Here is a 13,200-nt window from a genome sequence, read left to right as displayed (position 1 = left end):
CGTGGTGTGATGAACGATGTTCGGAGGATAGCATGAGTTAACCGGGCGCAGTATGTCACCGAGCCCGGTTTTTGCACAAATTAACGCAGCAGCAGATAAATGGTTTCGTTGCCGCGCACGATATTGAGCGCCATCACGGGTGGCTTGGCTTCCAGCACCTTGCGCAGCGCGGTGATGTTGTCCACGCGCTGACGGTTGACGCCGATGATCATGTCGCCTTTTTGCAGGCCGATCTGCGCCGCCATTGACCCTTTATCGACGTTCTCCACTTTCACGCCCTTGTCGCCGCTCGGCAGCGCGCCGTTGCTGAGAGAAACCCCCTGCAGCGCCGGCGACAGCGTCTCGGCGTTGGTCGAGGCGTTCTCGCTGTTTTCCAGCGTGACCGAGACCTCCTGCGGCTTGCCGTCGCGCAGCAGGCCCACCTTGAGGGTTTTGCCCGGTGCGGTGGTGCCAACCTTGGCGCGCAGTTCGGCGAAGCTGCTTACCGGTTTGCCGTCGACGGAGACCAGGATATCCCCGGCTTTGATGCCGGCTTTGGCGGCGGCGGACTTCGGCAGCACTTCGCTGACAAAGGCGCCACGCTGGGCGTCGGTGTTGAAGGCTTTGGCCATATCAGGGGTCATTTCGCTGCCCTTGATGCCCAACAGACCGCGTTTCACTTCGCCGAATTCGATCAGCTGCTGGCTCAGGTTCTGCGCCATATTGCTTGGAATGGCGAAACCGATGCCGACGTTGCCGCCGCTCGGCGCCAGGATGGCGGTATTGATGCCGATCAGCTCGCCGTTCAGGTTAACCAGCGCGCCGCCGGAGTTGCCGCGGTTGATCGAGGCGTCGGTCTGAATGAAGTTTTCCAGCCCTTCCAGATTCAGGCCGGAGCGCCCCAGCGCCGAGATGATGCCGGAGGTGGCGGTTTGGCCCAGGCCAAACGGGTTACCGACCGCCACGGCGAAGTCGCCGACGCGCAGCTGGTCGGAGTCGGCCATTTTGATAGCGGTGAGGTTTTTGGCATCGCTGAGCTGCAGCAGGGCGATATCGGATTGCTCATCGCGGCCGACCAGCTTGGCGTCCAGTTCGCGGCCGTCGTTCAACTGCACGCGGATTTTATCGGCGTTGTTGATGACGTGGTTGTTGGTCAGCACATAACCTTTGGCGGCGTCGATGATCACGCCGGAGCCCAGCCCTTCGAACGGGCGGGTGCTCTGTTGCTGGCCGGGGAAGTTGGGGCCGAAGAAGCGTTTGAACTCTTCCGGCAGTTGCTGACGCTGCACCTGGGTGCCTGCGACGTGCACGCTCACGACGGCGGGCAAGACTTTTTCCAACATCGGTGCCAGGCTCGGCAGCGGCTGCCCCTGAACGGCGACGGGCAGGGCCGCGTTGGCCACCGGTACGGAGCTGAGCGCCAGGCCGAGGCTCATTGCCAGTGCACTAAGAATTAAAGACTTTTTCTTCATTGATGATAACTCTCTCAATACCTGCCGATGAAAATTTGATGATAAGGCAATCACCTTGCCATAGTGAAGGGTAAGACCGTGAATTTGCGTGCAAAGTTCAGTAAAGGTAACGCGGAGGAAGGTCAGTGAAGGCCAACAAGGGATAAACCCGCGGGTGGCCCCGCGGGCGAAGGGCGATCAGTCGCGGCGCGCGCCTTGACCGCGCAGCAGGCCGGAGGCGCCTTCCGAGTAGTCGCGCGGCATTTCCACCGGCGCCTGATCGTTGTCCGCTTCCGCTTCGGTCAGACGATAGCGGAACGGGTTCTCCTGCATCGGCAGGTCAGGCAGCAGATTGTTGGAGCTTTTCGCCATGTGTTGATACAGCTGGCGATAATCGCGCGCCATGTTATCCAGCAGCTCGGCGCTGCGGGCGAAGTGGCCGACCAGCTCCTGACGGTATTCTTCCAGCTCGGTTTTGCTCTTGTCCAGCTCGTTCTGCAAGACTTGTTGTTGACGTAATTTACGGTTGCCAAAACGCATCGCCACCGCACCAATCACGATACCGACGACCAAACCAATCAGCGCATACTCCCAGGTCATGATGTCTCCTATTTTGACTTCGTTGTTCCGCAGGGATTTTTCACTTAATAATATCCACTATAACCGTTAACCTTGTCCGAGTGGAATCCTGATGCGCTTCCACCTGGTTTTTACAGGGTTTTCAGCGGCGCCCTCAGCGGGTATTTGTGGCGATAACGGTGCGAATCGGCATCAACTTGCCGCCAACGTTGGCTAAATAATTTCTAAGCGTTCTTAGGGAACATCGAACAGATGCAGGTACTATCACCGTTATCTCGCTACCAGCAGGCGCTGGATGCAGGGGAATATCAGGCCGATGAGGTTCAACGCCGGGCCGTGACTCAATTGGATCGCATTTATCAGGCCCTGTTGCAAAAGCCGGCGGCGAGCGCGCCGGCCGGCGGGCTGCGCGGCAAACTCAGCCGCCTGTTGGGCAAAGGCGGTGAAACGGCGCCGCAGCGCCCGGTGCAGGGGTTGTATATGTGGGGCGGCGTCGGGCGCGGCAAAACCTGGCTGATGGACATGTTTTTCCACAGCCTGCCGGGCGATCGAAAAATGCGCCTGCACTTCCATCGCTTCATGCTGCGGGTGCATGAAGAGCTGACTGAGCTGCAAGGGCGGGAAAACCCGCTGGAGATCGTCGCCGACGGCTTCAAGGCGGAGACCGACGTGCTGTGTTTCGATGAGTTTTTCGTGTCCGATATCACCGACGCCATGCTGTTGGCTACGCTGCTGCAGGCGCTGTTCGCCCGCGGCATCACGCTGGTGACCACGTCGAACATTCCCCCGGACGATCTGTACCGCAATGGCTTGCAGCGCGCGCGTTTCTTGCCGGCCATCGATCTGATCAACGAGTACTGCGACGTAATGAACGTCGATGCCGGCATCGACTATCGTCTGCGCACCCTGACGCAAGCCCATCTGTATCTGACGCCGCTCAACGAACAGACGCGGGAAACCCTGGACCATATGTTCGTCAAGCTGGCGGGCAAAGCGGGGGACGACGCGCCGGTGTTGCAGATCAACCATCGGCCGTTGCAGGCGATCCGCTCGGTGGACGGGGTGCTGGCGGTGGATTTCCATACGCTGTGCGAAGAGGCGCGCAGCCAGCTGGACTACATTGCGCTGTCGCGACTGTACCACAGCGTGATGCTGTATAATGTGCGGGTGATGGGGCCGCTGAAAGAGAATACCGCGCGCCGCTTCCTGGCGTTGGTGGACGAATTCTACGAGCGGCACATCAAGCTGGTGATCGGCGCCGAGACGTCGATGTTCGAGATCTATCAGGGGGTGCAGCTGAAGTTCGAGTTCCAGCGCTGCCTGTCGCGCCTGCAGGAAATGCAGAGCGAAGAGTACCTTAAGCTACCACATCTGCCCTGAGTCAGGCGGGCTCGCCGCCGCCGTATCGCCGGTTGTTCGCCGCCGGCGATAAATTTATTTTCCATTCAAAAACCGTTCGATCTTTGTGAGCGACTTCTCTATAATCTTGCGACCCCACGTTACAACAAAGTTTTTTTTCCCAAAAACTTTATAGTGCCGGCAATGGCTATTCGAAGGGGTAGGTTTGCTGGACTTGTATGGTCGTGTGAGCCTCAACTGTTTTCGAGCGTTTGGGTGTTCACCAACGTGTAACTAATTATTGGGTAAGCTTTCTAATGAAAACTTTTACAGCTAAACCAGAAACCGTAAAACGCGACTGGTACGTTGTTGATGCAGATGGTAAAACTTTAGGCCGTCTCGCTACTGAACTGGCTCGTCGTCTGCGCGGCAAGCATAAAGCGGAATACACCCCGCACGTGGATACCGGTGATTACATCATCGTTCTGAACGCTGAGAAAGTTGCTGTAACCGGCAACAAGCGTAATGACAAAGTGTACTACCACCACACCGGCCACATCGGTGGTATCAAGCAAGCGACCTTTGAAGAGATGATTGCCCGCCGTCCTGAGCGCGTGATTGAAATCGCGGTTAAAGGCATGCTGCCAAAGGGCCCGCTGGGTCGTGCTATGTTCCGTAAACTGAAAGTTTACGCGGGCACCGAGCACAATCACGCGGCACAGCAACCGCAAGTTCTGGACATTTAATCGGGATTAATGGCAATGGCTGAAAATCAATACTACGGCACTGGTCGCCGCAAAAGCTCCGCCGCTCGCGTCTTCATCAAGCCGGGCAACGGTAACATCGTTATCAACCAGCGCAGCCTGGAACAGTACTTCGGTCGCGAAACTGCCCGCATGGTAGTTCGTCAGCCGCTGGAACTGGTCGACATGGTTGGCAAACTGGATCTGTACATCACCGTTAAAGGTGGTGGTATCTCCGGTCAAGCTGGCGCTATCCGTCACGGTATCACCCGTGCACTGATGGAGTACGACGAGACTCTGCGTTCTGAACTGCGTAAAGCTGGCTTCGTCACCCGTGACGCTCGTCAGGTTGAACGTAAGAAAGTCGGCCTGCGTAAAGCACGTCGCCGTCCGCAGTTCTCCAAGCGTTAATTTTCGCTGCTTCGGCAGTGCGATTTACGCAAAAAACCCGGTGCTTCACCGGGTTTTTTTATGCCTGAAATCCGCCGTCCCCGACTAAAATCTGTGGTATATCAGACAATTCAACACGAATTCGCCGCACCGTCCCCACAAAACAAGCAAAATCTGGTAAACTATCACCCACTTTTGCGCCTGTTCGCCGTGCAGTTGACCTCCTGGGCCGGTTTTTTATGGGCTTGGGTCGCGCTGCGTGCTGCCGGCCTGCGGCAAGATTATTCAGGATAGCAGCCTGTCAGTTGGCTATTCGCAGTATTTTCTAGATAACTTGGAGGTTTTCATGGCTGTCGCTGCCAACAAACGTTCGGTAATGACGCTGTTCTCTGGCCCGACCGACATTTTTAGCCATCAAGTACGTATCGTACTGGCGGAGAAAGGTGTCAGCGTCGAGATCGAGCAGGTCGAAATGGATAACCTGCCGCAAGATTTGATTGACCTCAACCCTTACCAGACGGTGCCTACGCTGGTCGATCGCGAACTGACCCTGTATGAATCCCGCATCATCATGGAATACCTGGATGAGCGCTTCCCGCACCCGCCGCTGATGCCGGTTTACCCGGTCGCCCGTGGTGAGAGCCGTTTGATGATGCTGCGCATCGAGAAAAACTGGTACTCGCTGATGGACAAGATCGAGAAGAGCAGTGGCCAGGAAGCGGAATCCGCCCGTCGCCAACTGCGCGAAGAGCTGCTGGCGATCGCGCCGATCTTCGGTCAGGCGCCGTATTTCATGAGCGAAGAGTTCAGCCTGGTAGATTGCTACCTGGCGCCGCTGTTGTGGCGTCTGCCGCAGTTGGGCATCGAATTGAGTGGCGCCGGCTCCAAAGAGTTGAAAGGCTACATGACCCGCGTCTTCGAACGCGACGCTTTCCTGGCTTCCCTGACCGAAGCCGAGCGTGAAATGCGCCTGCAAACCCGGGGCTAAGCGCGATGGACATGTCTCAGATGACGCCGCGTCGCCCGTATTTGCTGCGGGCGTTCTACGACTGGCTGCTGGATAACCAGCTGACGCCGCACCTGGTGGTCGACGTGACTCGCCCCGATGTTCAGGTGCCGATGGAGTTCGCGCGTGACGGCCAGATCGTGCTGAACATCGCGCCGCGCGCGGTAGGCAATCTGGCGCTGGGCAACGAAGACGTGCAGTTCAACGCGCGCTTCGGCGGCGTGCCGCGTCAGGTTTCGGTGCCGATGGCTGCCGTGCTGGCGATCTATGCCCGTGAAAACGGTGCCGGCACGATGTTCGAACCGGAAGCCGTTTACGACGAAAATGAAGACGTCTTCGAAGGTCTGGATAATGAGACGATCCCTTCGGAAAGCCTGATGTCGGTGATCGACGGCGATCGCCCGGATACCGCGGAAGACAACGGCCCGGACGACGAGCCGCCGCAGCCGCCGCGCGGTGGCCGCCCGGCGCTGCGCGTGGTGAAATAAGCCCGCGAGAACCAACGAAAAAGCACCCCATGGGGTGCTTTTTTTTTGCCTGGCAGAGGCGGATCAGCCTTTCAAGGCGGCAATGCAGGCGTCGCGCGGCGCACTGAGATCGCCCACGCGCACGGTGGACAAGGCGCGGGTCGCACGCTGGCGGAAGCTGGTGATGGCCGTATCGCCTTGTACTTCCGGCGGTGCGGTGCAGATATCATTGAGCGGCAGGTCGTTGCCTTTGTTGAGCGCCTGCAACACCGCCGCCGGGTTGTAGATCAGCGCTGCAGAGAGGGCCGATTTGATGCCTGCGGTAAATTCGGCATTGCCGCCGCCGGCCAGCTTGGGCGCCAGCGCGATCCAGCTATCGTCCCCCAGCCGAATGTTGTTTTCCACGGCGGTGAACTGCCCGGCCTTGCCCAACTGCGCCACGACCGGCCGCGCGCCGCGCGCTTCGATATTGTAGCCGACCTCCTGAGAATCCAGCGCCATGGCTGAAGAGCTGAAGCTGACGGCCAGCAGCGCGCCGGCCAACAGGGAAACGGAGCATTTCATGTTCGCTATCCTTAATCTCGGTGTCAGGCGCAGCCGCGCCCCGGAATGGTGCTAACTGAATACTATAGCGCGTTGAGTGGGCGAGGAGGGGGGAGGTTGTTACAAAGCGTGGCAGGCTAAAAAAGAGGCCCGGCAACGTGCCGAGCCTCTGAGCGGCACAGAAGGTTTACACTTCCAGGTAGTTCATGATGCCGTGCGCCGCCTTGCGGCCTTCGGCGATCGCCGTTACCACCAGGTCGGAGCCGCGCACCGCGTCACCGCCGGCGAAGATTTTCGGGTTACTGGTCTGGAAGGCGTTGTCGCTGCCTTCAGGCGCCACGATGCGGCCCTGCTTGTCGAGCTGCACGTCGTGTTCCGCCAGCCAGTCCATGCGGTGCGGGCGGAAACCGAATGCCATCACCACCGCGTCGGCGTCGATCACGTGTTCGGAACCTGGTACGTGCTCCGCCGCCTGACGGCCGTTGGCATCTGGCGCACCCAGCTGAGTGCGCACCATTTTTACTCCGGCCACGCGGCCGGCGCTGTTCAGCTCGATGCTCAGCGGCTGCAGATTGAACTGGAAATCCACCCCTTCTTCCCGGGCGTTCTTCACTTCGCGTTTGGAGCCCGGCATGTTGGCTTCGTCACGGCGGTAGGCGCAGGTGACCTGCGTCGCGCCCTGGCGCACCGAAGTGCGCACGCAGTCCATGGCGGTATCGCCGCCCCCCAGCACCACTACGCGTTTGCCCTCCATGCTGACGTAAGGCTCGTGCTGCTCGGTTTCATACCCCATCAGCTGCTTGGTGTTGGCGATCAGGAACGGCAGCGCGTCGTACACGCCCTGCGCATCTTCGTTCTCCAGGCCGCCGCGCATCGACTGATAGGTGCCGACGCCAAGGAACACCGCGTCGTACTCGTTCAGCAAGGTGTCCATGCTGACGTCTTTGCCCACTTCGGTGTTCAGCTGGAACTCGATGCCCATCTCGCTGAAGATGCCGCGGCGTTTGACCATCACTTCCTTTTCCAGCTTGAAGGCCGGGATGCCGAAGGTCAGCAGGCCGCCGATCTCCGGATGACGGTCATACACCACCGCCTTGACGCCGTTGCGGGTCAGCACGTCGGCGCAGGCCAGCCCGGCGGGGCCGGCACCGACGATCGCCACGCGTTTACCGGTCGGCTGCACGTGCGACATATCCGGTTTCCAGCCCATTTCGATGGCTTTATCGCTGATGTAACGCTCGATGTTGCCGATGGTAACCGCGCCGAATTCGTCGTTCAGGGTGCAGGAACCTTCACACAGGCGATCCTGCGGGCACACGCGGCCGCACACTTCCGGCAGGCTGTTGGTCTGATGCGCCAGGTCCGCCGCCTCCATGATGCGGCCTTCGTTGGCCAGTTTCAGCCAGTTCGGGATGTAGTTGTGCACCGGGCACTTCCACTCGCAATACGGGTTGCCGCAGGACAGACAGCGGTCCGCCTGGGCCTTGGCCTGGGTTTCCGAAAACGGTTCGTAGATCTCGACGAACTCGATTTTGCGGATCTTCAGCGGTTTCTTTGGCGGATCAACACGCTGCAGGTCGATAAATTGATAAACGTTCTGACTCATTAATGACCTACCTCTTACTGCGCCTGCACCCGCAGCTCGGCTGCGGAACGGCTACGGTGACCCAACAGCGCTTTGACATCGCTGGACTTCGGTTTGACCAGGGCGAACTTCGGCGCCCATTCCGGCCAGTTGGCCAGGATCTCTTCCGCGCGGGAAGAGCCGGTTGCCTGCACGTGTTCGGTGATCAGGCCGCGCAGGTGCTCTTCGTGGATCGCCAGCTGCTCGACATCCAGCACTTCCACCAGCTCCGGGTTCACGCGTTTGCGGAACTCGCCGTCTTCGTCCAGCACGTAGGCGAAGCCGCCGGTCATGCCCGCGCCGAAGTTGATGCCGGTTTTACCCAGCACGCAGACGATGCCGCCGGTCATGTATTCACAGCCGTTGTCACCGATGCCTTCCACCACGGTGATGGCGCCGGAGTTGCGCACCGCGAAACGCTCGCCCGCGCGGCCGGCGGCGAACAGCTTGCCGCCGGTGGCGCCGTACAGGCAGGTGTTGCCGACGATGCTGGCTTCATGGCTGCGGAAGGCGGAGCCGATCGGCGGGCGCACCGCGATGCTGCCGCCGGCCATACCCTTGCCGACATAGTCGTTGGCGTCGCCGGTCAGGGTCAGTTCGACGCCGCCGGCGTTCCAGACGCCGAAGCTCTGCCCGGCGGTGCCGGAGAAGTGCGCCTTGATCGGATCGGCCGCCATGCCCTGATCGCCGTGCACGTTGGCGATAGCGCCGGACAGCATGGCGCCCACGGAGCGGTCGGTGTTGCGAATGTCGAAGTAGAAGGTTTTACCCTGCTTCGCTTCGATATGCGGTTCCGCCTGCGCCAGCAGCTCTTTGTTCAGCAAGCCCTTGTCGAACGCCGGGTTGCTGCTTTCGGTGCAGTACACCGCTTTGCCCGGATGCGGCGTGGCGGTTTTCAGCAGCGGCGACAGATCCAGCTTATTCTGTTTGGCGGAGATGCCGTCCAGTTCGGTCAGGAACTCGGTGCGGCCGATCAGATCCACCAGCTGGCTCACGCCCAGCTGTGCCATGATCTCGCGGGTTTCACGCGCGATAAACTGGAAGTAATTCGTCACGCGTTCCGGCAGGCCGTGGTAATGATCGCGGCGCAGCTTGTCGTCCTGAGTCGCGACGCCGGTCGCACAGTTGTTGAGGTGGCAGATGCGCAGGTATTTACAGCCTAACGCCACCATTGGCCCAGTGCCGAAGCCGAAGCTTTCCGCGCCCAGGATCGCCGCTTTGACGATGTCCACACCGGTTTTCAGGCCGCCGTCCACCTGAAGGCGGATCTTGTGGCGCAGGCCGTTGGCCACCAGCGCCTGCTGGGTTTCCACCAGGCCCAGCTCCCACGGGCAGCCGGCATATTTCACCGAAGACAGCGGGCTGGCGCCGGTGCCGCCGTCGTAACCGGCGATGGTGATGAGATCGGCATAGGCCTTCGCCACGCCGGTGGCGATGGTGCCGACGCCCGGCTCGGACACCAGTTTCACCGAGATCACCGCCTTCGGGTTGACTTGTTTCAGGTCGAAGATCAGCTGTGCCAGATCTTCGATCGAGTAGATGTCGTGGTGCGGCGGCGGGGAGATCAGGGTCACGCCCGGCACCGAGTAACGCAGCCTGGCGATGTACGGGGTGACTTTGTCGCCCGGCAACTGGCCGCCTTCGCCCGGCTTGGCACCCTGCGCCACCTTAATCTGGATCACGTCGGCGTTCACCAGGTAGGCCGGCGTCACGCCGAAGCGGCCGGAGGCCACCTGCTTGATGCGCGACACCTTGTTGGTGCGGTAGCGCGCCGGATCTTCGCCGCCTTCGCCGGAGTTGGAGAAGCCGCCGAGGCCGTTCATGGCGATCGCCAGCGACTCGTGCGCTTCCGGGCTCAGCGCGCCAATCGACATCGCCGCGGTGTCGAAGCGTTTGAACAGCGACTCTGCCGGTTCAACCTGATCGACCGGGATCGGTTCGCCTTTCGGCGTAATGGCCAGCAGATCGCGCAGCATGGCCACCGGCCGCTCGTTCACCAGCTTGGCATAGGCCTGATAGTCGCTGTACTCGCCGCTGTGCACCGCTTTTTGCAGCGAGTTCACCACGTCCGGGTTGTAGGCGTGGTATTCGCCGCCGTGCACGAACTTCAGCAGGCCGCCTTGCTCCAGCGGCTTGCGCTTCAGCCAGGCGCGCTTGGAGAGGTTCTGCAGATCCTGCTGGAAGTCGCCGAAGCTGGCGCCGCCGATGCGGCTGACCACGCCCTGGAAGCACAGATCCGCCAGATCGCGGTGCAGGCCGACCGCTTCGAACAGCTTGGAGCAGCGGTAAGAGGCGATGGTCGAGATGCCCATCTTGGACATGATCTTGTACAGGCCTTTGTTGATGCCGTTGCGGTAGTTCAGCATCACGTCGCGGTATTTCTTGTCGATCGCCTGGCTGTCCACCAGCTTGGCCAGGGTTTCATAGGCCAGATACGGGTAGATGGCGGTGGCGCCGAAGCCGAGCAGCACGGCGAAGTGGTGCGGATCGCGGGCACTGGCGGTTTCAACGATCAGGTTGGCGTCGCAACGCAGGCTTTTTTCCACCAGGCGGGTTTGCACGGCACCGACCGCCATCGGGGCCGGTACCGGCAGGCGGCCTGGCGCGATGGCGCGGTCGGACAGCACCAACAGCACCGCGCCTTCACGCACCTTGCGTTCCGCTTCGTCGCACAGGGCGCGAATGGTTTGCTCCAGATCCTGCTGTTGCGGATCGAAGGTTAGATCGAGGGTCTCGGCGCGATAGTATTCGCCTTCCAACGTGGTGAGCTGTTTGAAATCGGAGTACAGCAGGATCGGCGATTTGAAGCTCAGGCGGTGCGCCTGGCCTTCGGCTTCGCAGAACACGTTCATTTCACGGCCGATGCTGGTAGCCAGCGACATCACGTGCGCTTCGCGCAGCGGATCGATCGGCGGGTTGGTGACTTGCGCGAACTGCTGGCGGAAATAGTCGTAAACGATGCGCGGCCGGCTGGAGAGCACGGCGAACGGGGTATCGTCGCCCATCGAACCGGTGGCTTCCTGGCCGATCTCGCCCAGTACGCGGATCACCTGATCCAGCTCTTCGCTACTGTAGCCGAACTGTTTCTGGTAGGTTTCGAGCTGCGCGTCGTCGAGCTCGCGGCTGCCGACCTGGTCGTCCGGCAGATCTTCGAACGGCACCAGGCGTTTGACGTTTTTCTCCATCCACTCTTTATACGGATGGCGGCTTTTCAGATCGTTGTCGGTTTCTGCCGAGTGCAGGATGCGGCCGCTGCGGGTGTCGATCACCATCAGCTCGCCGGGGCCGACGCGGCCTTTTTCCACCACTTCGTCAGGCTGGTAATCCCAGATGCCGACTTCGGAGGCGCAGGTGATCAGCTTGTCTTTGGTGATCACATAGCGCGCCGGGCGCAGGCCGTTACGATCGAGGTTACAGGCGGCGTAGCGGCCGTCGGACATCACGATGCCGGCCGGGCCGTCCCACGGCTCCATGTGCATCGAGTTGAAGTCGAAGAAGGCGCGCAGATCGCCGTCCATGTCCGGGTTGTTCTGCCAGGCCGGCGGCACCAGCAGGCGCATGGCGCGGATGAGATCCATCCCGCCCGCCAGCAGCAGCTCCAGCATGTTGTCCAGCGAGCTGGAGTCGGAGCCGGTTTCGTTGACGAACGGTGCGGCGGCCTGCAGATCCGGGATCAGCGGCGTTTGGAATTTGTAGGTACGGGCACGCGCCCATTGGCGGTTGCCGGTGATGGTATTGATCTCGCCGTTGTGCGCCAGGTAGCGGAACGGCTGCGCCAGCGGCCAGCGCGGCACGGTGTTGGTGGAGAAGCGCTGGTGGAACAGGCAAATGGCCGATTCCAGGCGCAGATCCGCCAGATCGAGATAGAAGCGCGGCAGATCTGCAGGCATGCACAGGCCTTTATAGATCGTCACCAGGTTGGAGAAGCTGCAGACGTAGAAGCTGTCGTCCTGCACGCGTTTCTCGATGCGGCGGCGCGCCACGAACAGGCGGCGTTCCATATCGCGCGGGCGCCAGCCGGCCGGGGCGTTAACGAAGATTTGCTCGATACGCGGCAGAGAGGAGAGGGCGATCTCACCCAGCACGTCCGGATTGGTCGGCACTTCACGCCAGCCGACGATCGACAGCGTTTCGTTTTGCAGCTCTTCTTCCACGATGCGGCGGCTGAAGCGCGCTTCTTCTTCATTCTGGCTGAGGAACATCATGCCGACGGCGTAGTTTTTGGCCAAACGCCAGCCGCGCTCTTCCGCCACCATGCGGAAGAAGCGATCGGGTTTTTGCAGCAACAGGCCGCAGCCGTCGCCGGTCTTGCCGTCGGCCAGGATCGCGCCGCGGTGCTGCATGCGGGCCAGCGCGTGAATGGCGGTGCGAACCACCTTGTGGCTAGGTTCGCCTTCTATGTGGGCGATCAGGCCGAAACCACAGTTGTCCCTCTCTTGGGATTTATCGTACAACATATCAGTGAACCTCCCCAGGCTCTGCGTGACTCTCACAACCTACTGCGAGGGGGCTTCCCAATTTCAGGCAGAAGTCCAATCAGCAAGTTAACCCCGCCAATCTGCTTTTCCGCCCTCCATCAATGGCCTCTCGTGACGGTCTCACAAGTGGTATAGGACTTGTTTTAAGAGGGAGTCTTCAATTACTGCATAAATATGACGAGACGTTTGCCCGTCCAGAAAGCTTCCAGCGGAGTTCCAACTTAGCGAGAAAGAATTCGCAGGTCAAATGTGGGCTTAAGATAGATTCTTATCGAATTGATGGTGTTTATCTTTTTGAAAAATAAGTATTTAAATGCTTTTTTGCACTATCGTGGGGCAATGCCGATCCCCGCAGAAGTGTGAGCTGTCTCACTATAGTGCAACCCCTTAATCTCTGCACCATGCTAGTGCGGGGGTTAATGGCAGAGTTTTATTCTATAAGACATTGCTTTGTTGATGTTTATAACTATTTTTCACCGCATTGTCATATTGCCGTTAACGGTTGCGTGACGATTAGAATAATTCATCAGAATTATGGTGAATTGATTTGCATTTATGGTGAATAGTTATGCTTGGTGGCGCCTTTGCGGGGAAAGCGTTGA

The 13,200-nt window shown here is 59.9% G+C and carries 10 protein-coding genes; 5 read left to right on the top strand and 5 right to left on the bottom strand.

Annotated features, from left to right (window positions below):
* Positions 1-80 precede the first annotated feature (80 nt).
* Together degQ and zapG are read right to left on the bottom strand one after the other, a co-directional pair.
* Entirely contained in the window at positions 81-1,451 is a 1,371-nt protein-coding gene (gene degQ / locus BHU62_RS10800; protein WP_073532016.1) for a serine endoprotease DegQ, read from the bottom strand.
* A gap of 177 nt (positions 1,452-1,628) precedes the next feature.
* A complete protein-coding gene (gene zapG / locus BHU62_RS10795) occupies positions 1,629-2,030 on the bottom strand; it encodes a Z-ring associated protein ZapG (RefSeq protein ID WP_063918700.1) in 402 nt (133 codons plus the stop codon).
* 231 nt (positions 2,031-2,261) lie between these two features.
* On the opposite strand from zapG, the gene zapE reads away from it, so the two are divergent.
* The 5 genes from zapE to sspB all read left to right on the top strand — a co-directional run bounded on the left by zapE (position 2,262) and on the right by sspB (position 5,974).
* The gene (gene zapE / locus BHU62_RS10790) at positions 2,262-3,389 is read left to right on the top strand and encodes a cell division protein ZapE (RefSeq protein WP_073532015.1); all 1,128 of its coding nucleotides are present in this window, start codon (positions 2,262-2,264) and stop codon (positions 3,387-3,389) included.
* A 275-nt stretch (positions 3,390-3,664) separates the two neighbouring features.
* Entirely contained in the window at positions 3,665-4,093 is a 429-nt protein-coding gene (gene rplM / locus BHU62_RS10785) for a 50S ribosomal protein L13 (RefSeq protein WP_073532014.1), read from the top strand.
* Between the two features lie 15 nt (positions 4,094-4,108).
* A complete protein-coding gene (gene rpsI / locus BHU62_RS10780; protein ID WP_004937080.1) occupies positions 4,109-4,501 on the top strand; it encodes a 30S ribosomal protein S9 in 393 nt (130 codons plus the stop codon).
* A gap of 325 nt (positions 4,502-4,826) precedes the next feature.
* On the top strand, positions 4,827-5,468 hold the full coding sequence (gene sspA, locus BHU62_RS10775; RefSeq protein WP_004937082.1) for a stringent starvation protein SspA: 642 nt from the start codon (positions 4,827-4,829) through the stop codon (positions 5,466-5,468).
* A gap of 5 nt (positions 5,469-5,473) precedes the next feature.
* Positions 5,474-5,974 carry a ClpXP protease specificity-enhancing factor gene (gene sspB / locus BHU62_RS10770; RefSeq protein ID WP_073532013.1) on the top strand — a complete coding sequence of 167 codons (501 nt, stop codon included), beginning with the start codon at positions 5,474-5,476 and terminating at the stop codon, positions 5,972-5,974.
* A gap of 63 nt (positions 5,975-6,037) precedes the next feature.
* Here the strand turns inward: sspB and BHU62_RS10765 are convergent, their stop codons facing one another.
* The 3 genes from BHU62_RS10765 to gltB all read right to left on the bottom strand — a co-directional run bounded on the left by BHU62_RS10765 (position 6,038) and on the right by gltB (position 12,577).
* Entirely contained in the window at positions 6,038-6,517 is a 480-nt protein-coding gene (locus BHU62_RS10765; RefSeq protein ID WP_073532012.1) for a hypothetical protein, read from the bottom strand.
* Positions 6,518-6,683: 166 nt separating this feature from the next.
* The gene (locus tag BHU62_RS10760; protein ID WP_073532011.1) at positions 6,684-8,102 is read right to left on the bottom strand and encodes a glutamate synthase small subunit; all 1,419 of its coding nucleotides are present in this window, start codon (positions 8,100-8,102) and stop codon (positions 6,684-6,686) included.
* A 14-nt stretch (positions 8,103-8,116) separates the two neighbouring features.
* Positions 8,117-12,577 (bottom strand): glutamate synthase large subunit, encoded by a 4,461-nt coding sequence (gene gltB / locus BHU62_RS10755; RefSeq protein ID WP_073532010.1) that lies wholly within the window; start codon positions 12,575-12,577, stop codon positions 8,117-8,119.
* Positions 12,578-13,200: the final 623 nt, after the last annotated feature.

The sequence above is a fragment of the Serratia marcescens genome (assembly GCF_001902635.1).
Lineage (GTDB): Bacteria > Pseudomonadota > Gammaproteobacteria > Enterobacterales > Enterobacteriaceae > Serratia > Serratia marcescens_F.
Note: the sequence above shows the minus strand (reverse complement) of the source record. Positions and strands in the feature narration are given on the sequence as shown.